23 protein-coding genes and 1 pseudogene are annotated in these 25,926 nt (G+C 32.3%); 10 read left to right on the top strand and 14 right to left on the bottom strand.

What is annotated here, in order from left to right:
* Nucleotides 1-537, bottom strand: a pseudogene (locus QZZ53_RS01965) (polyribonucleotide nucleotidyltransferase); the annotation flags it as partial.
* 220 nt (nucleotides 538-757) lie between these two features.
* Complete coding sequence (rpsO, locus tag QZZ53_RS01960) at nucleotides 758-1,027, bottom strand: 30S ribosomal protein S15 (protein WP_296380893.1); 270 nt, start codon at nucleotides 1,025-1,027, stop codon at nucleotides 758-760.
* Nucleotides 1,028-1,211: 184 nt separating this feature from the next.
* On the opposite strand from rpsO, the gene QZZ53_RS01955 reads away from it, so the two are divergent.
* Together QZZ53_RS01955 and QZZ53_RS01950 are read left to right on the top strand one after the other, a co-directional pair.
* Nucleotides 1,212-2,318, top strand: a complete 1,107-nt coding sequence (locus tag QZZ53_RS01955; RefSeq protein WP_296380886.1) for a sensor histidine kinase — start codon at nucleotides 1,212-1,214, stop codon at nucleotides 2,316-2,318.
* Between the two features lie 77 nt (nucleotides 2,319-2,395).
* The gene (locus QZZ53_RS01950) at nucleotides 2,396-3,241 is read left to right on the top strand and encodes a hypothetical protein (protein WP_296380883.1); all 846 of its coding nucleotides are present in this window, start codon (nucleotides 2,396-2,398) and stop codon (nucleotides 3,239-3,241) included.
* Nucleotides 3,242-3,296: 55 nt separating this feature from the next.
* On the opposite strand, the gene accD is transcribed toward QZZ53_RS01950, so the two are convergent.
* From accD to QZZ53_RS01935, 3 genes are all read right to left on the bottom strand, one after another.
* Nucleotides 3,297-4,157, bottom strand: coding sequence for an acetyl-CoA carboxylase, carboxyltransferase subunit beta (gene accD, locus QZZ53_RS01945; RefSeq protein WP_296380881.1), 861 nt, complete (start codon nucleotides 4,155-4,157; stop codon nucleotides 3,297-3,299).
* 223 nt (nucleotides 4,158-4,380) lie between these two features.
* Nucleotides 4,381-5,448, bottom strand: a complete 1,068-nt coding sequence (fbaA, locus tag QZZ53_RS01940; RefSeq protein ID WP_296380879.1) for a class II fructose-bisphosphate aldolase — start codon at nucleotides 5,446-5,448, stop codon at nucleotides 4,381-4,383.
* Between the two features lie 113 nt (nucleotides 5,449-5,561).
* Nucleotides 5,562-8,129, bottom strand: a complete 2,568-nt coding sequence (locus QZZ53_RS01935) for a BamA/TamA family outer membrane protein (RefSeq protein ID WP_296380877.1) — start codon at nucleotides 8,127-8,129, stop codon at nucleotides 5,562-5,564.
* 98 nt (nucleotides 8,130-8,227) lie between these two features.
* Between QZZ53_RS01935 and QZZ53_RS01930 the strand changes: the two genes are divergently transcribed.
* Nucleotides 8,228-8,962 carry an RNA methyltransferase gene (locus QZZ53_RS01930; RefSeq protein ID WP_296380875.1) on the top strand — a complete coding sequence of 245 codons (735 nt, stop codon included), beginning with the start codon at nucleotides 8,228-8,230 and terminating at the stop codon, nucleotides 8,960-8,962.
* On the opposite strand, the gene QZZ53_RS01925 is transcribed toward QZZ53_RS01930, so the two are convergent.
* Entirely contained in the window at nucleotides 8,949-9,668 is a 720-nt protein-coding gene (locus QZZ53_RS01925; protein WP_296380874.1) for a porin family protein, read from the bottom strand. The genes QZZ53_RS01930 and QZZ53_RS01925 overlap by 14 nt on opposite strands.
* 1 nt (nucleotide 9,669) lies before the next feature.
* Entirely contained in the window at nucleotides 9,670-10,401 is a 732-nt protein-coding gene (ubiE, locus tag QZZ53_RS01920; protein WP_296380873.1) for a bifunctional demethylmenaquinone methyltransferase/2-methoxy-6-polyprenyl-1,4-benzoquinol methylase UbiE, read from the bottom strand.
* A 118-nt stretch (nucleotides 10,402-10,519) separates the two neighbouring features.
* Between ubiE and trkA the strand changes: the two genes are divergently transcribed.
* The 4 genes from trkA (at nucleotide 10,520) to QZZ53_RS01900 (ending at nucleotide 14,224) form a co-directional block, all read left to right on the top strand.
* Nucleotides 10,520-11,869: a Trk system potassium transporter TrkA gene (trkA, locus tag QZZ53_RS01915; protein WP_296380871.1), complete on the top strand. Its 1,350-nt coding sequence runs from the start codon at nucleotides 10,520-10,522 to the stop codon at nucleotides 11,867-11,869.
* 3 nt (nucleotides 11,870-11,872) lie between these two features.
* On the top strand, nucleotides 11,873-13,375 hold the full coding sequence (locus tag QZZ53_RS01910) for a potassium transporter TrkG (protein WP_296380869.1): 1,503 nt from the start codon (nucleotides 11,873-11,875) through the stop codon (nucleotides 13,373-13,375).
* Nucleotides 13,376-13,582: 207 nt separating this feature from the next.
* Nucleotides 13,583-13,831: a hypothetical protein gene (locus QZZ53_RS01905; protein WP_296380867.1), complete on the top strand. Its 249-nt coding sequence runs from the start codon at nucleotides 13,583-13,585 to the stop codon at nucleotides 13,829-13,831.
* 138 nt (nucleotides 13,832-13,969) lie between these two features.
* Entirely contained in the window at nucleotides 13,970-14,224 is a 255-nt protein-coding gene (locus QZZ53_RS01900) for a hypothetical protein (RefSeq protein WP_296380866.1), read from the top strand.
* 65 nt (nucleotides 14,225-14,289) lie between these two features.
* Here QZZ53_RS01900 and QZZ53_RS01895 read toward each other — a convergent pair whose 3' ends face one another.
* Both QZZ53_RS01895 and QZZ53_RS01890 read right to left on the bottom strand, forming a co-directional pair.
* Complete coding sequence (locus tag QZZ53_RS01895; protein ID WP_296380864.1) at nucleotides 14,290-15,474, bottom strand: pyridoxal phosphate-dependent aminotransferase; 1,185 nt, start codon at nucleotides 15,472-15,474, stop codon at nucleotides 14,290-14,292.
* Between the two features lie 31 nt (nucleotides 15,475-15,505).
* Nucleotides 15,506-16,600 carry an acyl-CoA desaturase gene (locus QZZ53_RS01890; RefSeq protein ID WP_296380862.1) on the bottom strand — a complete coding sequence of 365 codons (1,095 nt, stop codon included), beginning with the start codon at nucleotides 16,598-16,600 and terminating at the stop codon, nucleotides 15,506-15,508.
* 141 nt (nucleotides 16,601-16,741) lie between these two features.
* Between QZZ53_RS01890 and rsmG the strand changes: the two genes are divergently transcribed.
* Nucleotides 16,742-17,368 (top strand): 16S rRNA (guanine(527)-N(7))-methyltransferase RsmG, encoded by a 627-nt coding sequence (gene rsmG / locus QZZ53_RS01885; RefSeq protein ID WP_296380861.1) that lies wholly within the window; start codon nucleotides 16,742-16,744, stop codon nucleotides 17,366-17,368.
* A 50-nt stretch (nucleotides 17,369-17,418) separates the two neighbouring features.
* On the opposite strand, the gene QZZ53_RS01880 is transcribed toward rsmG, so the two are convergent.
* Together QZZ53_RS01880 and QZZ53_RS01875 are read right to left on the bottom strand one after the other, a co-directional pair.
* Nucleotides 17,419-19,098 carry a DUF6029 family protein gene (locus QZZ53_RS01880; protein ID WP_296380859.1) on the bottom strand — a complete coding sequence of 560 codons (1,680 nt, stop codon included), beginning with the start codon at nucleotides 19,096-19,098 and terminating at the stop codon, nucleotides 17,419-17,421.
* A 42-nt stretch (nucleotides 19,099-19,140) separates the two neighbouring features.
* Nucleotides 19,141-19,620, bottom strand: a complete 480-nt coding sequence (locus tag QZZ53_RS01875; protein WP_296380857.1) for a TlpA disulfide reductase family protein — start codon at nucleotides 19,618-19,620, stop codon at nucleotides 19,141-19,143.
* Between the two features lie 100 nt (nucleotides 19,621-19,720).
* On the opposite strand from QZZ53_RS01875, the gene QZZ53_RS01870 reads away from it, so the two are divergent.
* The gene (locus QZZ53_RS01870; protein ID WP_296380855.1) at nucleotides 19,721-20,803 is read left to right on the top strand and encodes an Omp28-related outer membrane protein; all 1,083 of its coding nucleotides are present in this window, start codon (nucleotides 19,721-19,723) and stop codon (nucleotides 20,801-20,803) included.
* A gap of 85 nt (nucleotides 20,804-20,888) precedes the next feature.
* Here the strand turns inward: QZZ53_RS01870 and QZZ53_RS01865 are convergent, their stop codons facing one another.
* Entirely contained in the window at nucleotides 20,889-22,598 is a 1,710-nt protein-coding gene (locus QZZ53_RS01865) for a T9SS type A sorting domain-containing protein (protein WP_296380853.1), read from the bottom strand.
* 146 nt (nucleotides 22,599-22,744) lie between these two features.
* Nucleotides 22,745-24,370 (bottom strand): L-glutamate gamma-semialdehyde dehydrogenase, encoded by a 1,626-nt coding sequence (gene pruA / locus QZZ53_RS01860; protein ID WP_296380851.1) that lies wholly within the window; start codon nucleotides 24,368-24,370, stop codon nucleotides 22,745-22,747.
* 144 nt (nucleotides 24,371-24,514) lie between these two features.
* Here pruA and QZZ53_RS01855 point away from each other — a divergent pair, with 144 nt between their 5' ends.
* Nucleotides 24,515-25,522 (top strand): DUF6695 family protein, encoded by a 1,008-nt coding sequence (locus QZZ53_RS01855; protein WP_296380850.1) that lies wholly within the window; start codon nucleotides 24,515-24,517, stop codon nucleotides 25,520-25,522.
* Here QZZ53_RS01855 and apaG read toward each other — a convergent pair.
* The gene (gene apaG, locus QZZ53_RS01850) at nucleotides 25,519-25,905 is read right to left on the bottom strand and encodes a Co2+/Mg2+ efflux protein ApaG (RefSeq protein ID WP_045475426.1); all 387 of its coding nucleotides are present in this window, start codon (nucleotides 25,903-25,905) and stop codon (nucleotides 25,519-25,521) included. The genes QZZ53_RS01855 and apaG overlap by 4 nt on opposite strands.
* Nucleotides 25,906-25,926: the final 21 nt, after the last annotated feature.

The raw sequence follows: 25,926 nt of genomic DNA, 5'->3' as shown, positions 1-25,926 counted from the left end.
CATCATATCTAAATCAGATTCTGCTAATTGAGCACGTGTTGGGTTGATTACAAATTCACCATTTACACGACCAACTCTAGCTTCAGAGATAGCACATTCAAAAGGGAAATCTGATAATTGAATAGCAGCAGAAGCAGCTAATCCTGCCATTGCATCTGGCATAACATCATCGTCATGAGACATTAATTGAATCATCACTTGTGTTTCTGCGGTATAATCTTTTGGGAATAATGGACGTAAAACTCTGTCAACTAAACGCATTGTTAAGACTTCACCGTCACTTGGTCTTGCTTCTCTTTTAAAGAAACCACCAGGATAACGACCTGCAGCAGCAAATTTTTCTCTGTAATCTACTGTTAATGGCAGAAAACCAAGATCTTTTTGTTCGTAATTGGAAACTACTGTACATAATAACATACATTTTCCTGATTGCACCACAACGCTACCATGCGCTTGTTTTGCTAATTTTCCGGTTTCGATAGAAATTTCTCTACCATCACCAAGGTCAATGACCTCTCTAAATACCTTTGGAATCATAAATTTTTTAATTCTAAATTCTAACGCATTATTGCGCGTTAGAATAATGTTAAACAATGGTCGCTGTGTTGTTGTGTAGTAGTTGTTGTGTGACTGTTAAAGTCGAGACCAATGAAAAACTGTATTAAGCTTCTTCAATTTTTGGTTTTTATACTCGTCCAAAAATCGAGTTATTATATATCAAAAAACCACGCTGTTAGGCGTGGTCTTTTTATTGAGATTATTTTCTTAATCCTAATTCTTTTACTATCGCACGATATCTTAAAACATCTTTCTTAGTTAAGTAATCTAGTAAGCTTCTTCTTTTACCTACTAATTTCACTAACGAACGTTCAGTGTTAAAGTCTTTACGATTGTTTTTTAAGTGTTCAGTTAAGTAATTAATTCTGTAAGTGAACAATGCGATTTGTCCTTCTGCAGAACCTGTGTCTTTTGCATCTTTACCGTGTTTCTTAAAGATGGCTTCTTTTTCTTTTGGATCTAAATACATGCTAATATTATTGTAAATGATTTTTATGTACAATGAAAGATTTTCTTTCAAGCGGCAAATATAGCGTTTTTTTACAATTTGTGATTTTTTTTTTGTAACTTTTAATCAGTATTTAAATGTTTTAATTAAGTCTCCCCTTGACCAATTAAGAGCTTTTGCTATGTAATCCTTTAAACTTTAATGGATGAAAGCCATACGTACAGAACAAAATTTTTCAAATGCTTATGATGTTTTAGATCGTGTCTTTAACAACACTTACAATGGAATAGCTGTTGTTAGTATGGATGGGAACTGGCTAAAGATTAATAAAAGTGTTTGCGATATATTTGGTTATACGAGGTCAGAACTGTTTAATATGGACATTGACAATATTGTGTTTATTGAAGATCTTGGTGTGCATGAAGAAAAATACGGAAATCTTATTCATGGTAAAATCGATAAATACCGTGTTAAGCAACGCTATTTTCATAAAGATGGTTCTATAATTTGGGTGTTAATATATGTATCGTTGGTTTATTTTAAAGAAGGGAGACCACACATGATATGGCAATTTACGGATATTACCAGCCGACAAAAAAACCAAGATAAGTTAAAGACTATGCTTAACGTTGCGATAGAGCAGAATGAAAGATTAACATCATTTGCAGATATTGTAACGCACAATTTAAGGTCGCACTCAGGTAACCTAGCTACAATTACTGAATTTTTAGAGGAAGATTTTTCAAATATATGCCAAAACGAAAATTATAAGCTATTAAAAATAGCGGTTGAGAATCTACAAGAAACCGTATCACATTTAACACAGGTAGCTAAGATTAAGGAAATTGATCCTTCAGAAATGGAAGCGTTAAATTTATATGCTTACGTACAAAAGGCGATGTATAATATTATTGCTTTAGCACAAAATGCTAATGCTATTATTTATAATGAAATTGATGAAAACCTTAAAGTGAAAGCAATTCCGGCTTATCTCGATAGTATTGTGCTCAATTTTCTTACCAACGCCATAAAGTATAAATCTGATGAAAGAATACCAATCATTGAATTATCTTCTGAAGTTCAGGATGATTTTGTGATCTTTAAGATAAAAGATAATGGATTAGGTATAGATATGGAGAAATTTGGAGATAAGATATTTCAGATGTATAAAACCTTTCATTACAATAAAGATGCTATTGGGATAGGTCTTTTTATAACAAAAAATCATATCGAATCACTAGGAGGTAAAGTAGAGGTGAACAGTGAGGTTGGTGTTGGTACGAAGTTTGTAATCTATCTCAAAAAAGCATAAATCCCTTTTTCAATGATTAAACCTTTTTATTGTTAGCTGGTCTTAACAGTATATTAACAATATAAAAAAAAGTAATCATGAAAAATTTCACAGCATTCAAAAACGGAATTTTAAGCCTTGTGGTTTTAGGTTTAATCTTTACGTCTTGTAGTAGCAACGATGAAGCTACAGAAACAGAAAATCCATTAGAAGATACTTTAGAGGTGCAACGCTCAGCCGAGATTGATCAGGTTGATAATGTTATAGGCGATATAATTATTGAGGTCTATGAAGATGAGGAATCTGGTATTGAAGACAGAAATCCGCAAGCTAGAGACATCCCAGAGTGTGTTACTATTACTGTTGTTGCTCAACAAGGTTATAGACAAGTAACTATAGATTTTGGGTCAGAGGGTTGTATAGTGCGAGGACATTTGTTAAAAGGGCAAATTGTGTTTGATTATACCAGAGATTCTGAAGCACAACAAATTATGATTAACTATAATTTGGTTAACTTTTACTTTGATGCCAAAAATGTCATTGGTAGTCGTTCTATTCTTAAAGAACTATCTAATGAAAATGGAAACCCACAGTTTACACACGATTTAAGTATAACAGTTATTTGGTCAAATGGTGTACAAGCGTCTAGAGAAGGAACTAAAATTAGAGAATGGGTTGAGGGTTTTGGTAGTGGTATTTTTAGCGATAATGTTTTTGAAATTTCAGGAGATTGGACAGCAACTTTCGTTAATGGAAATACGCATACTTACGAAGTGCTAACACCATTACGTAGAGAAGTAATTTGTGCTTATTTTGTTAGTGGAAGTTTTGATGTACAACGTACAAACTTTGGTGGTGTTTTTGACTATGGTCTAGGCGAATGTGATAACCAAGCCATATTTACATTTAATAATGGACAAGAAATTGAAATTACCTTGAATTAGTTGTTTTAATTAAGGTTGATTGGAGGAGAAAGCGAGCCAAATGGCTCGCTTTTTTTTATGCTCTTAAAGGTTGGTTTGTAATCAAATCGATATACAAGTTTACTTTATCCTTTAAATATTTACGATGGGTTATAAAATCCAAAAACCCGTGTTCTAATAAGAATTCTGAAGTTTGGAATCCTTCTGGTAATTCCTTACCAGTAGTATCTCTTACAATCCTTGGTCCAGCAAAGCCAATAAGTGCTCCTGGTTCTGAGATGTTTATGTCACCTAACATGGCAAATGAAGCTGTTGTACCACCTGTTGTTGGATCTGTGCATAGAGAAATATAAGGAATACCAGCATCTGCTAATTGCGCCAATTTTGCTGAAGTCTTCGCTAATTGCATTAAAGACAATGCAGCTTCCATCATACGTGCTCCACCAGACTTACTAATAATCATAAAAGGTGTTTTCTTTTTTAAAGCATAATCTGCTGCTCTTGCGATTTTTTCTCCAACAACACTACCCATAGAGCCACCTATAAAACCAAAATCCATACAAGCTATCACTAAATCTTTTCCGTTAGATTTACCAATAGCTGTTCTTACAGCATCCTTTAGATTTGTTTTTGCTTGTGCAGCTTTTAAACGGTCTGGATATTTTTTTGTGTCTTCAAATTTGAGTGGATCTTTTGAAGTTAGATTGGCATCTAACTCTTTAAATGTATTATTGTCAAATAGAATTTCAAAGTATTCTTTACTTCCAATTCTTACGTGATAACCATCTTCCGGACTCACATAAAAATTTTGCTCTAGTTCTTTGGTGTCAATTATTTTTCCTGTTGGAGATTTGTACCAAAGCCCTTTGGGAGTATCTTTCTTTTCCTCGGTTGAGGTTTGAATTCCTTTATCTTTTCTTTTAAACCAAGCTGACATATAAGATTATAATTTTTGGATTCGCGATTAAAACATTAAATGTGGCTAACCGTTATTTTTAGTTAGTAGTTAGTTGCAAATGTAAAACATATAAAATTACTACTTTATTTATTAAACTTAAAAATGAAAAAAAGGATAAGAAAGTAGAATTTTCATATAAATAAAAACCCATTAAAACTCTAATATTAAGTTTTAATGGGTTTTAAAAGTAGTTGTATAAATATTATAATGTATCTACATTATTTAAGTCTTCAAAAGCTTTTTTAAGTCTTTCAACAAAGGCATCTTCACCTTTACGTAACCAAACACGTGGATCGTAATACTTCTTGTTAGGTACATCGTCACCATCAGGATTACCTATTTGAGCTTGTAAATAGTCTTTTTTATCTTGTACATAATCTCTAACACCACTTAAAAAAGCATATTGCATGTCTGTATCGATGTTCATTTTAATAACTCCATAGCTAATACCTTCTCTGATTTCTTCAACAGTAGAACCAGATCCGCCATGGAATACAAAATCAATATGATTATGCTCAACACCATATTTTTCGGTAATATGTTCTTGAGAATTCTTTAATATTTTTGGAGTCAATTTTACATTTCCGGGTTTGTAAACACCATGTACATTTCCAAAAGCTGCTGCAATAGTAAACTGATCACTTACTTTACTTAACTCTTCGTATGCATAAGCTACTTCTTCTGGCTGAGTGTATAATTTAGAATCATCAACGTCAGTATTATCAACACCATCTTCCTCACCACCAGTAATTCCAAGTTCAATCTCTAAAGTCATACCCATTTTGCTCATACGAGTTAAGTATTGTTTACAAATTTCTATGTTCTCTTCGATTGGTTCTTCAGATAAATCAATCATGTGAGAACTATAAAGTGACTTTCCTGTTTCTTTAAAATGTTGTTCACTAGCATCTAATAAACCATCAATCCAAGGCAATAATTTTTTAGCACAATGGTCTGTATGTAAAATTACAGGTACGCCATAAGCTTCTGCCATCTCATGTACATGTTTTGCACCAGCAACAGAACCAGCAATTGCTGCTTTCTGACCTTCGTTGCTTAAACCTTTACCTGCATTAAATTGTGCTCCACCATTCGAAAACTGAATAATAACTGGCGCATTTAATGCCTTAGCCGTTTCTAAAACACCATTTATAGTGTTAGAACCAATCACATTTACTGCTGGTAAGGCAAAGCCTTTTTCTTTAGCGTAATTGAAAATATTCTGAACTTCTTTTCCTGTAGCAACTCCAGGTTTAATATTATGACTCATAATTTATGATTGAAAATTAGAAGTCAAAAATACGTAATTTTTGAGTATTTATTACTGATGAGGTACTATAAAATACCGAAAACGTTATAGTTAAAACAGGCTTATTAAGACTTTTAAAAAGGATAGTTAATACCAATATTATAAACGGCATTTCTAAAGTTGTAGTTTTTAAACCAACGGTTACCTATGTCTTGTGAAGGATCGTAAGTTTTAAAGCCAATATCAAAGCGTAATACAAAAAAGTCGAAGTCGTAACGCAAACCAAATCCAGATCCAACCGCAATGTCTTTTAAAGAGCTAAAATCAGTAAAGGTAGCCGCTTCTTCCTCTACATTGTCTAATACATTCCAAATATTACCTGCGTCAACAAATAGAGCACCACGTAAAGCTCCAAATAGACTAAAGCGCTGTTCTGCGCTTAAATGAATTTTAAAGTTAGCTTCATTAAACTCGTTAGTAGTTTTTGAGCTTCCTGGTCCTAGATTATAGGCAGTCCACGCTCTGTTATCATTTGGTCCACCAGCAAAGAAACTCTCAGCAAACGGAATGCTATTAGAGTTTCCATAAGGAATTGCAATACCAGAATAGGCTCTGAATGCAAACACGTTATTTCTACCTAAATCAACATACTTAATATAATCCAATTCAGTTTTAAAATATTGCGAAAATGTAACCCCAAAGACATCATAGTTACCATCTTCATTTTTAGGAGATCCTATAACTCTAGAGAGATTTGAAAGTAAATTCCCTGCTAATTCTACTCTCCATTTAAAAACAGAAAAGTCATTATCAAAAATATTTACGCGTTTATCCTTTTTATAATCGAAACTCGTTGAAAAAATAAGATTATTTTCGGTTAAACGTTGTTTTCGTTCTTCAATATTATTAACGGTTATAAAATCGTCGTCACTAGATGTTATGTTACCCGATAAAACGTCATTAATAAATTGATTGGCTTCATTTGGAAACCCTAAAGTAGCATCGCTATCAATATAATTAAGATCTCTAGCAACGGTATTTAATCTTCCAAAGGAATTACTATAAACTCCAAAATAATTACTAGTATTAAGGTTCTTCACAAACTGAACATTAAAAAGCTCTAAATTATTAGTAACTGTCTTTGAAGGAAACCAATTATAACTTACAATACCAGAGAGTGTTTGTTTATCTAATCCAATATTTTGTTGACTTGTCGCTGATAGATTAATAGCAGTACTAGGCGACATGTATTTTGGAATAATCTTATCTGTATTAAAAGGAGTAAATAAGCGCGGAAGAGTTAATCGAATATTTCCACCAAACTCATTAATATCAAAAAAGGCACTTTCATCTTTATTTCTACCTTCTGAAGATCCAATAGCTGCAATACCTGTAATTTCTAATGTTTCTGCACCTCTAAAAACATTTCTGATTTTTAAACCTGTACTAAAGGAAAACCCAATGGTTTGAATATTACTCTGATTGATTTCTGGATCAAAGCTTAAGGCGTATTTTTTCTTGGGTTCTAGATAGATGTTTGCTGTGAGTGTAGTGTCAGCCTCATTTTCTAGATATTCTATTCTTGGATATCTAAACATTTGTAAATCGTTAAGATAGCGCGAGGTTCTACTTCTGGCTAAATCACTATAGGTATCTCCTTTATTTATGAAAACTGCATCAGTAAGTGCCTTAGGTCTAAATCGCAAATTCTCTTTACTGTAAAGATTGAAATTTTTGTAAGTTGTTGTATCCGAAATAGCTTTGAATTGGTTCTCAAAATTATCGTCAGTAAATAAATTGACTTCCTTTATTTTATATATTTTAAAAGGTATTGTAGTGGTAGAATCTTCCCCTCTTATGGTACGATTAGAAATTCTTAATTCCGTATTAATTTTGTGGTCGGTATTAATAGTATCTGTTTCAAAACGGATATAGTCTTGCCCAAAATAATAGAAACCAGCATTACGCAAGTAAGTATTTATTCGTTCGCGTTCGTTTTCGAAATTTTGCTCATCGTATTGTTCTCCTTTTTTTAATAACGATGATTTGCTAAATGTATCATAAAGTGAATCTATCGCAGGACTGTTAATAATAGGTGTTATAGAATCTAAAGTGTAGGGCTTCTTTTTAGTGACTTTATATATCACTTGGGCACGTTTATTACTATCCTTTTCAATTTCATAGCTCACTTCATTATTAAACCAACCTTTACTATAATAGTATTTCCGTAGATTGGTAGCAGTTTTAATGGTTTTATCTTCATTGAGAATTACAGGTGCTTCTCCTGTACGTTTTAACCAACTATTAAAATTTCGTTGAGATTCAATTTGTTTATCAAACTGTTTTTTAGAAAGCAAAGCCGTTTTTCGTTTTACTTTTAAAGAATCGGCTAAGACGTTTACATCTATAATCGAATCTATATTTGGTCGTGCTAAGTTATAAACATGAAGTCGAAGCGGAAGACTCAAAAAACCTCGCATTCCGGAATTAGTCTTTTGAATAACGATATTATTAACACGTTCTTCATTGTTTTTCTTACCATCTTCTATTATTGTGTTTTCGGTGATGAGGTGTTCACCTTCTTTAACACGTTTTACTACATTACAAGAGTTAAGTGATAAAACAAATACAACCAACAGCCCATAATTACAAAGTGATTTGTGGCCTTTAATTAATGTTGAAATGCGAAGAAGCAAACTCAAAAGTTGTATCGTTTTTTTTGATAATGATTAAGCTATACAAATATTAGTCCAAAAAAGATTTACTTTGTATTAATAATAACAAATGTAAAGACATTTTAATGTTATCAAAGAATCAAATAAAGTTAATTAAAAGTTTAGGTCAAAAAAAATACAGACAGCAACTCGGCTTATTTATAGTTGAAGGGATAAAAGGGATTAATGAATTTCTCAATTCAGATTTTGAACTTGAAACCTTATATACAACAAAATCTATTTTTGATGTACCAGCTAATCGTATTTTAGAAATTTCTGAAGTGGACTTAAAGAAGATTTCGACATTAAAAAATCCCAATACAGCTTTGGCAGTTTTTAAAATGCCAAAGCAACAGGATCCCTCAGGAATAGGTTTAATTATTGCCTTAGATGCTATTAGAGATCCGGGTAATTTAGGGACTATAATTCGTCTTTGCGATTGGTATGGTGTCAAAGATTTGGTTTGTAGTTTAAATACAGTTGATTGTTATAATACTAAGGTTATACAAGCAACAATGGGTTCTTTAACACGTGTTAATGTGAGTTATTTAAATTTAGAAACTTATTTAGAATCTAGTATAACTGAAGTATTTGGTGCATTTATGAATGGTGAAAATATTTATACTACAGATTTACCTAATGAAGGTATTGTGATTTTAGGAAATGAGGCCAACGGGATTTCTAACGTTATTGAGTCTAAAGTAAAACGAAAGGTTACCATTCCTCAATTTGGTAATACTAAGTCTACAGAAAGCCTGAATGTCGCTAATGCTACAGCAATAGTTTTGAGCGAATTTAGGCGACAATCTATTGGAAAGTAAAATTGATAAAGATACCTCTAGTTTGCATTTTAGCAACATTTCCTGTCCATGGACTATTTGGATCTGCATCTCTAACGATTTCATCATTCATAGCAAAAATACCGCGAATAGAAGGAGTGAATTTAAAGTAGAGTAAGTACAAATCTACACCAAAACCAATCTCGTAAAAAAGCGTGTTTTTTGTCATTCTAAATTGGCCAGCACTATTATCATCTGGGTTCTCTTCATTACTAGAAAGATTTAACGCTGTAGAAATACCACCAATAATAAAGGGTTTAAAATTATTAATACGTTTAGTTGATACTTTTAATAAAAGTGGTATATGGATATAGGTAGACTTAACTTCTCTAAGTAAATCAGAGTCATTAAATTCCATACCATCAAAATAACTTTCGTTATAGTTTAAGTTTCTAGTGGCAAAGAATACTCCTGGCTCTAATCTAAGATTTAAGTAATCATTAATTCGCATATCTCCAACAAGACCAAGATGAAAACCAAAAACATCTTTATCTACGAGAATGTCTTCTAAATCTTCGTTATAGTTAAATTTGAAATCATATTGATTAAAACCTAAAAAATAACCCCAAGACAAAAACTTTTGATCAATATTATCAATGTTATTAGCTACTTTCTCTTTAGTGAATAGCTGAGCTGATGCGCTTTGAAACGCTACTAAAAATGCTATGAAAATTATTATTTTCTTCATATTATGCTTTAGATGCTGTATAAATTGTTGCCACACCCATTGTTTGTGGTTTGTCTTCGACACTAATAAACCCAATTTTTCTTAAAATATTGTTCAAAGCTTCTCCATAAGGAAAAACAGAAGCAGATTCGCTTAAATAAGTATAAGCGACTTTATCTTTAGAAAATAGTTTTCCTATTGTAGGCATAATTAGTTTAGTGTGTATGTTGTATCCAGCTTTGTAAATCGGATTTGTAGGCACAGAAGTCTCTAAAATAACAAAAATTCCATTAGGTTTTAAAACTCTCAGAATTTCAGAAAGCCCTTTTTCTAAATTCTCAAAATTACGAACTCCAAAAGCAACAGTAATAGCATCAAAGGTATTGTCTTCAAATGGTAAATCTTCAGAATCACCAACAACCATTGAGATAATATCCTCCAATTTCTTAGAACTTATTTTCTGACGACCAACTTCTAACATGCCATCACTAATATCTAACCCAATAATTTCTTTAGCATTTGTAGATGTTAGACTAATTGCTAAATCACCTGTTCCAGTTGCAATGTCTAAGATGTTTTTTGGATTTTTATTGGCAACCAGTTTTACCACTTTATTTCGCCACTTTACATCAATACCAAAAGAGATGACTCTGTTTAATCCATCATATTCCTTAGATATGGTGTCAAACATTTTTGTAACCTGAACCTTTTTAGATTGGTCACTATCTTTATATGGATTTACTTTTTTAGCCATCAAAAAATTTTTGCAAATATATGGATAAGTTCTATAGTACTTATAACTTTAAATACTTTAGGTACTTATTAACTTGCAACTTCTTAGTATATTTGCATGTTTATTTTAATAAATAATAATGAAGATAATTATCGCAGGTGCAGGAGAGGTAGGATTTCATTTAGCAAAATTATTATCCTACGAGTCGCAAGAGATAACACTTATAGATACAAAAAAAGATAGCTTGTCCTACGCAGGAGAGCATTTAGATATAAAGACCATAAAAGGTGACGCTACTTCAATTGCTATCCTAAGAGAAGCTCGTATAGAAAAAGCAGAGCTTTTTATTGCTGTTACATCTTCAGAGAGTATAAATATAACAGCTAGCGTTATAGCTAAACAACTTGGCGCAAAACGAACAATTGCGCGTATTTCTAATACAGAATTTATAGATAATAAAGAAACCGTTGGGTTTTCGAAATTTGGAATCGACGAATTAATTTCACCAGAGTCTTTAGCGGCTTCAGAAATAGAACTTTTATTAAATCAGTATGGGTTTAATGATACTTATGAGTTTGAAGGTGGAGCACTTACCATGCAAGGTTTGCGTTTATCTAGGACTGCAACATTTGTTGGTAAAACCGTAAAAGAAGCAGCTGAATTATATTCTGAGTTACACTTTATTCCTATCGTAATTCAGCGTTATGGAACTCAATATACGATCATACCTAGAGGAGATACTATTTTTAAAGAAGGTGATAAAGTGGTTTTTATTACTTCTAAAGGAGGTGATGATGAATTATTTGAATTATCAGGAAAAGTTAAGGTAGATATTAAGAATGTAATGATTCTTGGCGGAAGTCAAATAGGTTATAAAACAGCAAAAGACCTTTGTGCAAGTAAGTTCAATGTAAAACTTGTAGAAAGTAAAAAAACCGTAGCCGAAGATTTAGCCGAAGATTTACCGAATGCTTTAATTATTTGTGGTGATGGTAGAAATGTTGAGATTTTAGAAGAAGAAAATATTTCTGAAATGGATGCTTTTATTTCAGTAACTGGTAATTCTGAAACTAATATTATGTCTTGTCTTTTAGCAAAGTCTAAAGGAGTAAAGAAAACCATCGCTTTAGTTGAAAACATGGATTATTACCAATTGTCTCACTCTATTGGTATAGATACTCTAATCAATAAAAAATTATTAGCAGCAAACAATATATTTAGATACATAAGAAAAGGCGAGGTTGTAGCTATGACCAAACTAACAAATATGAATGCTGAACTTTTAGAATTCGTGGTGAAGCCAGATTCTAAAATCACTAATAAACTCATAAAGGATTTAAATTTCCCTAGATCAGCTATTTTTGGCGGAGTTATTAGAGATGGTAATGGGTTAATTCCTTTAGGAAGTTTTAAAATTGAATCAGGAGATAGGGTTGTTGTATGTTGTTTACCACGATCCATTTCTGAAGTAGAAACTTTTTTCTCATAAGCTATGTCTCGTATTAAGCTTAATTATAAAATCATTTTCCATTTTTTTGGATTGCTATTATTGTTTAATGGTGGTTTTATGATGATTGCCACATTAATAAGCTTCATCTATAAAGATGGTGTTACCTTCCAATTATTTCTTGCTGGTTTAGCAACTTTACTAATTGGCTCTTTTGCCATGATTGGTACGAAAAACCATCGCAAAGAAATGAATAAACGCGAAGGTTATATTGTTGTAGCTTTTGGTTGGATAGTGATGTCTTTAACAGGAACATTGCCATATTTGGTTACAGAAGCTATTCCGTCATTTACAGATGCTTTTTTTGAAACCATGTCTGGTTATACCACTACAGGTGCTAGTATTCTAAATGATATAGAAGTAGTGCCCAAAGGTGTTTTGTTTTGGAGAAGTACAACCCATTGGATTGGTGGTATGGGAATCATTGTATTGGCCATTGCTATTTTACCTTTACTTGGAGTCGGTGGAATGCAGTTATTTGCTGCAGAGGCGCCTGGTCCAGGTGGCGATAAATTACATCCTAGAATTACAGATACAGCTAAACGTTTATGGTTAATCTATGTTGGTTATACAGCAGCAGAAACAATTCTTTTACAAGTTGCTGGAATGTCGTTTTTTGATGCCATAAACCATGCGTTGAGTACGTTGTCTACAGGTGGATTCTCTACAAAAAATGCAAGTATAGCTCATTGGAATGATAATCCTGCTATACAATATATCATCATGTTTTTTATGTTTTTAGCTGGGACTAATTTTGTCTTGAGTTACTTTATGTTTAAAGGAAAAGTTTCAAAAATCATACAAGACGAAGAGTTTAAACTTTATTTTAAGTTCATTGCTGTTTTTACAATAGTTGCGGCACTTTTAATTTATTTTAGAGCAGATGTATCACTATCTTCCATAGACCATCCTATGGTGTTAGGAGAAGTAGAGAGTGCTATTAGACATGGCTTATTTCAAGTTTTGGCAATTATTACTACTACTGGATTTGTTACTGCAGATTATACCATGTGGACGCCATTTTTAACGGTGTTCTTTTTTGGTTTAATGTTCTTAGGTGGTTCTGCTGGTAGTACAGCTGGTGGAGTAAAAGTGGTACGCCAATTAATTTTGATAAAAAATGGTTTTATAGAATTTAAACGAGCTTTACATCCTAATGCAATCTTACCTGTACGCTATAACACTAAATCTGTATCTAAAGATATTGTATTTAATATTTTGGGCTTTTTTATCCTTTACATGTTGTCCTTTATAGTTGGAGCATTGGTCTTTTCAATGTTTCAAATAGATTTTACATCTGCAATTGGTCTATCAGCTTCTAGTTTGGGTAATGTTGGACCAGCCTTAGGTGATTTTGGACCTGTTAACAATTATTCTGCGTTACCTGCTTTAGGAAAGTGGTGGGCTTCATTTTTAATGCTTCTTGGACGTTTAGAATTATTCACAATTCTTATATTATTGACGCCTTTTTTCTGGAGAAATAGGTGATTTACAACTAGGATTTAATCTTATTTTTGGAAGAAATCAATAAATTTTCAACTTTTTTTTAAGATTTTTTAAAACATAGCTAGCCTATATTTTTATTGATTGTTTTTCGAATTGATATGCTTAATATAAAGCTATAGTTGTAACACAGGCTGTAACATTTTTAATAGTTGTGCGTCATATTTATGTAACCAATTAAAAATATCAATTATGGAATTAGCTGTAAATCATGAATTAGAATTTGTACCAGAACCCATTAAGGGAACTCATTTTACAACCAACGGATTGTTAAATTCTAATTACAAATCAGTTGTGAAGAAGAACTTTAGCAAATCAACTACAAAATCAGTATTCGGAATTAGACAACGTCTAAAATCTTCTCAACTAAACATGGTAAATCATACCGCTGTAATCTTAAAATTATCAGTATTTGCCATAGCTTTAGTCGCTTTATTCTAAATAGTACAGACTATTTACTTTTTTGATCTTTAACTGACACTTTTTTTTAAGTGTCTTTTATTCTTATTAATAGCATATTGTATTCTATGTTAATACTGTATACTATTGCCTTTACTTAACTTTTAAAACTCAGAAATTGTGGGAGCTCAAACGATGATTACAATATTGAAGAATAATGAAAGAATGATGGGTAAACGTACTAAGTTTAAAAAGACACTAGGAGGTTATGGTAAAAACAATAAAACGGAATATAATTTACCAAAAGCTACTCCTAAGCAATTGAGAGAGATTAGAAGAAGACTTAAAAAAGAAAATCGAATCCTTTGGGTAAAGATCATAGGATTAACTTTAATAATATTTATCACATTGGTTTGGGTGCTTTTTGCATTATAATAAAAAAGCTATAACGGAATAATCACGTTATAGCTTTTCTTTAAAAAGACGATTGATGTATTATATTAGCTTAACGCTTCTTTAATACGTTTAATTGCTTCTTTAATATTGTCTTGTGATGCCGCATAAGAAATTCGGATACAATTAGGATTCCCGAATGCTTCACCAGTTACAGTAGCTACTAAAGCTTCTTCTAACAAGAATAAAGACATATCTGTAGCATTATTAATGGTTTTGCCTTTTATGGTCTTTCCGAAATATGCTGATACATCAGGAAATACATAAAATGCTCCTTCTGGTTCATTAGCTTTAAAACCATCTATCTCACTTATTAAATTTAAAATAAGTTTACGCCGTACTTTAAATTCATCTACCATATATTGTACACTAGATGCTGGTGCTTCTAATGCCGTAATTACAGCACGTTGTCCAATACAATTTGCACCACTTGTAACTTGGCCTTGCATTTTATTACAAGCTCTTGCAATCCAGTCTGGTGCGCCAATGTATCCAATTCTCCAGCCAGTCATTGCAAAGGCTTTCGATACTCCATTTACTGTAATCGTTCTGTCGTACATATCATAAAACTCAGCCATACTATAATGACCACCTATAAAGTTGATATGTTCGTAAATTTCATCAGAGACTACAAATATATTAGGATATTTTTGTAAAACATCTGCCAATGCTCTCAGTTCATCTTTGCTATAAACAGATCCACTTGGGTTACAAGGAGAGCTATACCAAATCATTTTTGTTTTTGGAGTAATAGCAGCTTCGAGCTGTGCTGCGGTCATTTTAAAATCGTTCTCAATAGAAGTTTCAACTTCTACTGGTACACCATCATTAAGCTTTACAATATCAGCGTAACTTACCCAATAAGGACAAGGTAAAATAACTTCATCTCCTTCATTTAACATTACTGCAGCAATGTTGAATAAAGCTTGCTTTGCTCCTGTAGAAACCACAATTTGCGGTAAGGTGAAATTAAGATTATTATCACGTTTAAATTTAGTGATAATAGCCTCTTTTAACTCTACATAACCATCAACTGGTGTGTAGCTATTGTAGTTTTGATTTACAGCTTCTATGGCTGCATTTTTAATAAAATCTGGAGTGTTAAAATCTGGCTCTCCTAAACTCAATCCGATAATGTCTTTTCCCTCTGCTCTTAATTCTCGAGCTTTTGCTGCCATAGCAAGGGTTGCTGAAGTCGATAGATTGTTAATTCTATCTGAAAGTTGGTTCATTGTAATTAGTTGTTTTAATCTGCGAATTGTATTAAGCCATGCTTGGTTTTTTACCTAATTCTTTTAATTGCTGATAATGTTCCGAAATAGCGGTCCAAATAGAATTGTATTCGTTATAAGGTAAACTAAATTCATGGGCAGTTTCTCTAACTATTTTTGCGATATTTTTATAATGAACATGACTTATATTTGAAAATAAATGATGTTCAACTTGTCTATTTAAACCTCCAGTATAAAACTCTACCATCCAGCTTTTAGGAGAAAAATTAGAAGTCGTAAATAGTTGGTGAATTGCCCATGTGTTTTTCATATTTCCATCTTCGTCTGGTAAAGGCATTTCAGTATTTGGCATTACATGTGCTAATTGAAAAACCACACTTAGAATAATTCCTGCTGTATAATGCATAATTAGAAACCCGATTAAAACTTGCCACCAAGCATAACCTAGAATCATAGGTAAGGCCACCCAAATAGAATAGTATATTATCTTACCAACAATTAACTTCGTCCATTGTGTAGCAGGATTTGGGAAATCGCCATAAGACAATTTTCTTTTAAGGTATTGGTATGTTTGCTTAAAATCTGTTGTAATTGCCCAATTAACAGTTAATAAGCCATATAATAAAAAGGCATAATATTTTTGATATTGATGGATTTTTAGCCATTTAGAATGTTTAGAAAAACGAATAATTCTTCCAGCATCAATATCTTCATCATGTCCTTGAATGTTAGTATAGGTGTGGTGTAACACATTGTGTTGTACTTTCCAGTTGTAATCGTTACCAGCTAAAATGTGTATGCTGCTTCCCATTAACTTATTTACCCATTTTTTACTAGAAAAAGAGCCATGGTTTGCATCGTGCATAACATTCATTCCTACACCAGCCATACCAACACCAATAACCATCATAGATATAATCTGTAGCCAAGTTGGTAAATCAACTGTTAATAATAATACTAATGGTCCTAGTAATAATGCAAACATTATTATAGCTTTTGTATAAAGTTTCCAGTTTCCTGTTTTTTTAATATTATTTTCTTTGAAGTAATTGTTAACCCGTTTGTTTAAGGTTTTGAAGAACTTAGCGGAATCTGTTCTTGAGAATTTTAAGGTTTGTTGTGCCATTAATCTTAGTTTTTAAGATATAACGTAAGGGATTAAAATACATTATAACTGGTCAAAGATAGTTAATAATTAAAATTGAGCATATGAGAATACAATAATTTATACACATTATAATTGAGTATTTTTGAAAAAAATAAAGTTATGGAGTTAATCCTAAAATATTTCCCAGATTTAACCGAAACACAAATTAATCAATTTGAAGCTTTAGAAGGTTTGTATAAAGACTGGAATGCTAAGATAAACGTGGTGTCTCGCAAGGATATTGATGAGTTATATCTAAGGCATGTACTGCATTCCTTAGCAATTGCCAAGGTGATTCAGTTTAAAGATAATTCTTCAATTTTAGATGTAGGTACTGGTGGTGGTTTTCCTGGTGTGCCTTTGGCAATATTGTTTCCAAACTGCAAATTTCATTTGGTAGACAGTATTAATAAAAAACTAAAAGTGATTAATGCAGTTTCTGAAGCTATAGAGTTAACTAATGTTAAAACAACACATAGTAGAGTAGAAGCTATTGATGAAACTTTTGATTTTATAGTAAGTAGAGCAGTAACTGCAATGCCTGAGTTTACCAAATGGGTTAAAGGAAAGATTGCAAAGCATCAAAAGAACGATATAAAAAATGGTATCCTCTACCTTAAGGGAGGTGACTTAACTGAAGAGTTAAAACAATATACTAACGTTAAAGCTTTTCTTCTTTCAGATTATTTTGAAGAGGAATTTTTTGAAACTAAAAAAGTGATTTATTTACCTCTAAAACATAAATAATTTCTTCCAAATTAAATTAAGAGAGATAATTTTATGCTGTATTTACGTCTTTAAAAGGACATGGTTAAGTTTGCAGAAAGACCTGTGGCCTCAGCTACGAAACGACATACACCTCCTACACAAAGAAGACCTGCGCGTTGTCTTCCGTAATTTAATCCTAATCTTGTAGAGCCTTTTGTATAGCTACCACCAATGTTGTAATAATTGGTTTCTGCTGTATCACTATCATTACCTGCATTATATATATCATTAACGTAAAACGAAAACTTTGAGTTTAAATTAAACTCAATAGTTCCTCCAGTCCAATCATGAGATTCTGAATCAGACCATAATTTTTGAGCTTCAAATCTAAAGGACTTTCCGCCTCCAATTTTATAAGTGGCTTCAGCAACTACAATATTAGATTTTATAGATTTAGCTCCAAAATTCCCTTCTATTTCTCTTTTATTATAATATTGGTTAACATAGTATAATATAGAATTCCATTTAGAATTCCATTTTTTTCTTACTTCGAGGCTAACGTCTGAAAAGTATTTGTTTCCAAAACCAATAAGATCTGTATTATAATCTAGGTTAGCATAATCAAAATCACCTTTTAAACCAGCCCAATATGAAGCGTTAAAGGCAATTTTTGTTCCGTATTTTCCTCCAAGCGGAGTATCTTTCTTTATTTTATAGAATACATCTAATTGTCCACCGATTTCACCAACTTTTAATAATCCTGGATCTAAAAACGACACTGCTGATTGTGCCTGATAAACAAAAATATTTGTTAATAGATAATCATGTTGTTTGGTTAAACCAGGTGTGTAGTTGATAATGTTTTCGAGAAAAATATTTCCATCTTTTTTGCGTTCTGAAAAGAATGACATGTTTTCAAGCCTTCTAAACGTAGCATCTAATCCAAATCCTTTTTTAGAAAATCCTGTATTGAAAAGAATTGCACTTCCTGGTTGTATAAAATTATTAGATAATTGACCTACTTGTACCACAGCATCATCACTTATAGAGACATATTCTAAACCTGTATAAAAACTACCTTTAGAAAAATCTATACGTCCAGAAAAAGCATTGGTTAGTTCATCAAACTCTGGATCGATTATATCTGTTTCTTCTTTTCTTCCAACGTAGCTTAATCCAAGACTTAAAGAGGAGTTTTCAAAATTAAAAATAGATGAAAGGTCAACCTCAGCATTAGCTCCAAATACTTCTCCATTAGAAGATTCGAATCCAAAACGTTGTTTACCATATAAAGCTGTTAATGAAATAGATTCTATCGGAGTATATTCTATTTTACCTCCTAAAAGGGCGTTATTAAGACCTAATTGTCTGTCTTCCCAGTTTCTTAAGATTAACCCACTTCCAAATTGAGAATAAAAATGTCCAGCAGTGGCACTTAGTTTTGAATTTTTATAATTTAGAGAATATATACCTAAATCGGTACCCTTATAATTTGGTGAATAATTGATTAGCGAAAAAGGTTCGTAAGATTCTAACTGAATAGTAGCAGTGAAGTTTTTTAAAAATGTATAATTTAATTTTAAATAGTTATTAGATCTTATGTGTTTATCTCCATCTTGGTTTTCGGTGTCAAAAAAAGGTCCTGTTTTTTTGTCATCATTGTACCAAGCAGTATTAGATTCAAGTCCAATTCTTAAATTCTCAATTAATTGTGCGAAAATAAATTGTCCAGATAGACAAAAAACTAATAATAGCATCAGTTTTTTCATGGTATTGGTTTTGGTTGGTAGTTAGTAAATATATTTTGGTTTCTATTTAGAATGCTCTTTAATTACTTCATATAAATCATCTTCACTTCCAGGAGTATAGCCAGTACGTTGATGTATGATTTTTCCATTTTTTACTACAATTAAATATGGTAGAACAGAGATATTTAAAGCACGTTTAAGTTCTTGGTTATCATCTAGCAAAATTTGGTACTCCCAATCTTTGCCATTTACCATTGGTATTACTCTTTTCTTTGTTCTAGAGTCATCTGTAGAAATTGCTATAATCTCTACATTAGTTTCTTCTTGCCATTCTTCATAGACTTCGCTTATGGCATCTAATTCATTAATGCAAGGGACACACCAAGTCGCCCAAAAACTAAAAACTTTAATAGTGTCTGAATTGGCAAGTTCTTTTATAGAGATAGATTTATCTTCTGTACTTTTTAATGTTATGTTTGGTAGTTCTTGTGCCTGACTATATGAAATAGTCAGTAAACAGATTAAAAATAAAACATTCTTCATTTAGGTGGTTTTTGTCAATTCAATAATTTTTTTACAATAATAATACCAAAAATTTAAAATATTATATATTTGTCAACGAATTAATAAAAAAACATCAATAATGAAAAAAACATTGATTTTAAAATCCCTATTTTTTGCTTGCATTTTAATTTTTAATAGCTGTGGAGGTGATAGTAATGATGGGTCTGGTGGAGATGGAGGTACAGAAGAAATAACAAGTATAACATTATCTAGGCAAGTTAATACGGAAGTCTATGTTGGTGACATCGTATTTTTTAATGTAAAAGGAAATACTAATGAAGATGTAACTTCTTCTTCTACAATAACATTAAATGGTAATGATATTGGTGGAAGTTCATATCTTACACAAACAGAAGGAGTCTTAAACTTTGTTGCAACATATAACGAGTTTACAAGTAATACTATTCAGGTTACTGTAGTAGAGCCTTCTGTTAAATTTTCAAAAAATGTGTTGATCGAAGACTACACAGGTACATGGTGTGGTTATTGTCCAAGAGTTGCTTACGGTATAGAGCAAGTTGAGGCTGCCACTAATAATGCTATCCCAGTGGCTATACATCGTGGAAATATAGATCCTAATGGGAGTAATCACGATCCCTATAACTTTAGTGCTGGTGTACTTGAGGATGCAATAAACTTAGAAGGATATCCAACGGCAATGATAAATAGAACTACTTTGTGGACGTATCCAGAACCAAGTAATATTAGTCAAGTTGTTAATTTAACTAATTCAGGTGCTGATGTCGGATTAGCTTTGACTCCTGTGCTTAATGGTAATACGATTTCTCTTGAAGTAAAAATGAAGTTTGGAGAGTTGTTTTTTACTGACGCAAAACTTATAGTTTATGTTTTAGAAGATGATTTAATATATAATCAAGTTAATTATACAAGTTACTATGGTGGATCTAGTGTAATTGCTAATTTTGAACATGACCACGTATTGAGAGCTTGTTTAACAGATTTATTAGGAGATACAATTCCGCCAGCAGAAGTTGTTGAAGATAATGAATATACGGAAACCTTTAGTGTACCTGTGCCAAGTAATGTAACTGATATGTCTAAAATGAGTATTGTAGCATTTGTCGTAAATGGAGTAACAAGTAATGTTTATAATGCTAGATCAGCTAATTTTGGTGATACACAGACTATTGAGGAGTTGTAAAATCTCACTATATATAAAAAACCTGTAAAATATTTTACAGGTTTTTTTGTTGAAAATTACGCCTTAAGGCGATAAAGAATTTCTATTATTTTACAATAAATTTGGTAGAAAATCTTGTATTGTTCTCACCAGTAACATTCAAAATATAAAACCCTGAGGTTATATTTATCGGAATACTTGTACGATTATTCAAATTTAAATTTGTGTTATACATTGTTTTTCCTGTTACATCTATAATATGAATGTTAGCATTAGTGTTAATGTTAGAAAGTAATACTAACTCATTGTCAATAGGGTTTTTTTCTAGCTTAAAAGCAATCTCATTTTCATTTGAAACACTTAATGGAGGAGTTAGTATTTCTAATAAAGCAAAGTCAACATTAGCTTGAGTTAATTGCACATGTGGCTCATTATCGTCTGGTAAAAATGTATTGTCAAAAGGTGTATTGTTTGTCGTTCCACGACTTACGATATTAATATTATGATGCCAATTAACATCATCATCAGTTGCTTCATCTGTAATTTCGAGAGCTAAAGCACTCACGGAAGGAATAAAACTAAATTTATCGATTTGCATGGCTGTTAAGAAATCTGCGGCAATTCCACCACCAGCACCAATATCTCCTGTTAATGCCGATAAATCAAACAAACCACCTGGTGCTGAATCAACGCCATCAAAATTGGTAGTACCAGAACTTGCTACAGATAATAGGTCGGGAATGAAAGGTGGGAAAAGTGGTGCAAAGAAACGACTTACTTGTTGAGCTGAGCCTGCACTTGGTGTCATGTATAATTCTATTTCTACATCTATTGGAGCACCACCAAGAGGAGAATCTACAGGTATTGTGGTGTTAACAATAGTAAAACCATTTGTTACTGGTGTTGTGCCATCTTTTGCTAAGTAAGCACTTCCAATTCCGCTACCATTAATAATAGCAACATTACGAACATTTTCAGGGAAACCAGTTGATGTAAAACTATTTATTCTAGTTTCAAACTCTGTTCTAAATGGATGTTGTTCTGGTAATGTTAGTAATGGGTCAAATGTAAAAGCATCAGCTCCTGAGAGATGTGGTTCAAAATGATCTATTAATAATTGTCTTGCTGCAGATGATTTTAGAAAACCTTCAATAAGTGGTTCTAGTTCAGCTACAGGACTTAACGGATTATTCGCTAAAAAGTTTAGTTGATGTTGTAAACCAATAGGTACATTAGCACCAAGATGCGGTGAATCAAAAGACATATAAAGTCTGGTGTCTGGATCTATAGACGCATCTTCCATATAATTTAAAGCATAACGTGCTATAATTCCTCCCATACTTGGGCCTATAATAACATTTGGTTCAGGATTAGGATTAACTGCTTTTGCTATATTGATAACATTTAGTAACTCTACTAATATCATAGCATTACGATCCATGAAATCTGCACCACCATCAATAGTAGCTCCATCCGCATCTCTCAGATATGTAGGAAAGTTTAAAATGACAACATCAAAACCTTCAGCACGAACAAGGTCTGCTAGGTTTTGAGCACCAGAAGTGCCTGTAAAGTCTAATGAGCTATATAAGCCAGCAATATTTCTAGTGTCACCTGGATCAAAACCATCTACAATAATAATGGGTTTGTCTAAAACATTATCAGCACTCAAAAATATTTCGTATTCACCTTCACCAGGATATGTTGTAGCTTCACCATAAGCTGATAAATCTAAAGGTTCCGTAGAAATAATCTCTATCTGTGCAAACAAAAGCACTGGTAAAAATAATAAGATAAAAAAGTAATGTTTTTTCATAGGTCGTAATTTTTTATTTATAAGACTGAAAAGATACAAAGTTTAGGCTTGTAATTGAATTTTTTTAACGTCATTTCTATTAAAAGCAAAAAAAATCCTTAAAAGGATTAAACTTCTAAGGATTTGTATTTCAGTTTATTATAATCTTAGCTTAAGAAAGGATATCTGTAATCTGTAGGTGTTACAAATGTTTCCTTAATTAATCTTGGAGATACCCAACGTAATAAGTTTTGCGCACTACCTGCTTTATCATTTGTGCCAGATGCTCTAGCTCCACCAAATGGTTGTTGACCAACAACAGCACCAGTTGGTTTATCATTAATATAGAAGTTACCAGCAGAGTTTTGTAACGCCTTAGTCGCTTCTTCAACTGCGTAACGGTCTCTAGATATTATAGCGCCTGTTAAAGCATATTCGCTGGTTTCATCAACTAGTTTTAAAGTTTCCGAGAACGCATCATCTTCATATACATGTATAGTCATCACGGGTCCAAATAACTCAGTACACATTGTTGTGTATTTTGGGTTAGATGTTACAATTACCGTAGGTTCAATAAAATAACCTATAGATTTATCGTAGTTACCACCAGCTATTATTTCAGCATCACTATCGGCTTTGGCTCCATCAATGTATTTTGCTAATTTATCAAATGAACCTTCGTGAATTACAGCTGTAATAAAGTTACTCATATCTTCAGGAGAACCCATTTTGAATGACTTAAGATCTTCAACAAGATATTTTTTTACATCAGCCCAAATTCCTTTTGGAATATATGCTCTAGATGCAGCACTACATTTTTGTCCTTGAAATTCAAATGCACCACGAGCGATTGCTGTAGCTACTTGTTTAGCGTCAGCCGATTTGTGAGCCACGATGAAATCTTTTCCACCTGTTTCTCCAACAATTCTGGGGTACGTCTTATAGTTATGGATATTGTTGCCAATCTGTTTCCATAACTCTTTAAATATGAATGTAGAGCCTGTAAAATGTAATCCAGAGAAATCTGGACTAGCCATCACTGTATTCGTAATCATTACTGGATCACCAAAAACAACATTAATTACACCAGCTGGTACGCCTGCTTCTTTAAAAACATCCATAATCACTTTTGCAGAATAGACTTGGCTATCACTAGGTTTCCAAACCACAACATTTCCCATTAGTGCCATACAAGCTGGTAAATTTCCAGCTATAGCAGTAAAGTTAAAAGGAGTTACAGCATAAGTGAAACCTTCGAGAGGTCTGTATTCAACCCTGTTCCAAGCGTCACTTGTACTTTCAGGTTGCTCCATATAGATGTCAGTCATAAACTGAACATTAAAACGTAAGAAATCAATAAACTCACAAGCTGCATCAATTTCTGCTTGGTGTACTGTTTTAGATTGTGCAATCATTGTTGCAGCATTAATCTTTGCTCTGTATGGACCAGCGATTAATTCTGCTGCTTTTAAGAAAATACCAGCACGTTGTTCCCATGGCATCTGTGACCATGTTTTACGTGCTTCCAATGCTGTAGCAATAGCTTCATCAATATGTTTTTGCTCTGCTATATGATATTCACCTACAATATGTTGATGGTCGTGCGGAGGAGATATAGTTCTGGTATTTCCAGTTTTTACATCTTCACCATTGATATATAAAGGGATTTCAACTTTGCTATTAAACATTGTTTTATAAGTGTCTTGAACAGCTTTGCGTTCAGGTGAACCAGGTGCATAAGATTTCACAGGTTCGTTAACCGCTACAGGTACATTAAAGAATCCTTTTCCCATAATATATTTTGTTTTTTTAGTTTGAATTTTGAAAGTGCAAAGGTACGATATTTATGATATATTCTTAATTTCAAACGTAATAGTTGTGTGAAGATTGGAAGGATAATTTTTGTAAGTTGCATACTTAAATTTTTGAATTTATCGATGCTAAAAAGTGATGCCTTTATTTTAACACTTGCCTATCCTGATACTATAGTTAGAATATCTGATGAAAAACTTGTGCCTTATTTAAAATATATAAACGTTGGTTGCGAAAATTATGTACGAGCAGGACATGCAGCTTTGGTGCTAATAGATATTAAGACAGGGCATTTAGAGTATTTTGATTTTGGGAGATATACATGTCCCCAAGGTTATGGTCGTGTTAGAGGGAAAGTAACGGATCATGAATTAGATTTCCCTTTAAGCGCACAAATTAAAGATGGCAACTTAACTAACTTAAACGACATATTAACTTTCCTAGCAACTCAGCCAAATTTTACTCATGGTGAAGGGAAATTAGTGGCTTCAGTTTGTAATGCTATAAATTATAAAAAGGCTAAAGAATTTATTATGCAATTGCAGCATAAGGATTTTGTTAGATATGGTGCTTTCTTAAAAAAAGGAAGTAATTGTTCTCGTTTTGTAACTGATACTTTAATTGCATCTATTGCTATTAATAAGAAAAAGAAGAAGTTAATTAAATCAAAGCGTTTTACACCAAGTACAGTTAGTAATGTTGTGATTGCTAATACAGAACAAAAGGTTTATGAAATATCAGAATCTGGTACTATTACCGAATTTACATCGACACCCAAAGCTGAAAACAGACGTTGTTTTTTAGATAAGCTAAACGGTTATCAGCCCAATTTAATTGGTAATTTAGAGTCCAAGCGAGTTTTGGAAATCGCTGATCATGCGCAATGGCTAGAGGGCATTGGTGCTGGTGCATGGTTTGAGATTTATGATTTAGGTAACAAAATGGAATATCGATATAGGCGTATTTCTCCTTATGGTAATATTGATTGTGATGGTGTTTATTCTATTAATTCTGAAGGATTTGATATTAATTCTAAATATCAATTTATACACTATTCGAATTGCTCATTCTTTCATATAGAACAACATTCAATATACTATCGATTTGAATTTATAAAAAAATATGAATTTTAATTAAGTGCAAAAGGTGCGCTCAATTTGAAGGTCGGAATATAAACCTTAAATTTATTGGCTTTAGTAAAGTTGACCATATTGTAATGACCGCGCATTGCTCCAAAAGGAGACGTTAACAAACAGCCGGAATTGTAAGTATGAGATTCTCCAGGTTTTAAAACTGGTTTTTTACCAATAACACCTTCTCCTTCAATAATCTCTTCATTATTAAGGGCGTCAAGAATTTTCCAGTGTCTTGTATTAAGTTGAACAGAATCTTTACTTTGGTTTTCAATCGTTACTTTATACCCAAAGGCGAAGTGCACTTTATAGTTCTTGTAAAATGTACCTTCAAAATTGGTTTCGACAGAAATTTTAATTCCGCTTGTAACTTGTTGTACCATTAATCTTAAATAATTGTATGC

This window comes from Winogradskyella sp., assembly GCF_016744625.1.
Taxonomy (GTDB): Bacteria; Bacteroidota; Bacteroidia; order Flavobacteriales; family Flavobacteriaceae; genus Winogradskyella.
Note: the sequence above shows the minus strand (reverse complement) of the source record. Positions and strands in the feature narration are given on the sequence as shown.

Coding starts and splice junctions, on each gene's coding strand:
- QZZ53_RS01910 (WP_296380869.1), top strand. CDS start 11,873: ATGTCTCGTATTAAGCTTAATTATAAAATCATTTTCCATTTTTTTGGA.
- QZZ53_RS01950 (WP_296380883.1), top strand. CDS start 2,396: ATGAAAAATTTCACAGCATTCAAAAACGGAATTTTAAGCCTTGTGGTT.
- rpsO (WP_296380893.1), bottom strand. CDS start 1,027: ATGTATTTAGATCCAAAAGAAAAAGAAGCCATCTTTAAGAAACACGGT.
- QZZ53_RS01870 (WP_296380855.1), top strand. CDS start 19,721: ATGAAAAAAACATTGATTTTAAAATCCCTATTTTTTGCTTGCATTTTA.
- QZZ53_RS01865 (WP_296380853.1), bottom strand. CDS start 22,598: ATGAAAAAACATTACTTTTTTATCTTATTATTTTTACCAGTGCTTTTG.
- QZZ53_RS01905 (WP_296380867.1), top strand. CDS start 13,583: ATGGAATTAGCTGTAAATCATGAATTAGAATTTGTACCAGAACCCATT.
- fbaA (WP_296380879.1), bottom strand. CDS start 5,448: ATGAGTCATAATATTAAACCTGGAGTTGCTACAGGAAAAGAAGTTCAG.
- QZZ53_RS01955 (WP_296380886.1), top strand. CDS start 1,212: ATGAAAGCCATACGTACAGAACAAAATTTTTCAAATGCTTATGATGTT.
- pruA (WP_296380851.1), bottom strand. CDS start 24,370: ATGGGAAAAGGATTCTTTAATGTACCTGTAGCGGTTAACGAACCTGTG.
- accD (WP_296380881.1), bottom strand. CDS start 4,157: ATGTCAGCTTGGTTTAAAAGAAAAGATAAAGGAATTCAAACCTCAACC.
- ubiE (WP_296380873.1), bottom strand. CDS start 10,401: ATGGCTAAAAAAGTAAATCCATATAAAGATAGTGACCAATCTAAAAAG.
- trkA (WP_296380871.1), top strand. CDS start 10,520: ATGAAGATAATTATCGCAGGTGCAGGAGAGGTAGGATTTCATTTAGCA.
- QZZ53_RS01855 (WP_296380850.1), top strand. CDS start 24,515: ATGCTAAAAAGTGATGCCTTTATTTTAACACTTGCCTATCCTGATACT.
- QZZ53_RS01925 (WP_296380874.1), bottom strand. CDS start 9,668: ATGAAGAAAATAATAATTTTCATAGCATTTTTAGTAGCGTTTCAAAGC.
- QZZ53_RS01890 (WP_296380862.1), bottom strand. CDS start 16,600: ATGGCACAACAAACCTTAAAATTCTCAAGAACAGATTCCGCTAAGTTC.
- QZZ53_RS01875 (WP_296380857.1), bottom strand. CDS start 19,620: ATGAAGAATGTTTTATTTTTAATCTGTTTACTGACTATTTCATATAGT.
- QZZ53_RS01880 (WP_296380859.1), bottom strand. CDS start 19,098: ATGAAAAAACTGATGCTATTATTAGTTTTTTGTCTATCTGGACAATTT.
- QZZ53_RS01930 (WP_296380875.1), top strand. CDS start 8,228: ATGTTATCAAAGAATCAAATAAAGTTAATTAAAAGTTTAGGTCAAAAA.
- apaG (WP_045475426.1), bottom strand. CDS start 25,905: ATGGTACAACAAGTTACAAGCGGAATTAAAATTTCTGTCGAAACCAAT.
- QZZ53_RS01895 (WP_296380864.1), bottom strand. CDS start 15,474: ATGAACCAACTTTCAGATAGAATTAACAATCTATCGACTTCAGCAACC.
- rsmG (WP_296380861.1), top strand. CDS start 16,742: ATGGAGTTAATCCTAAAATATTTCCCAGATTTAACCGAAACACAAATT.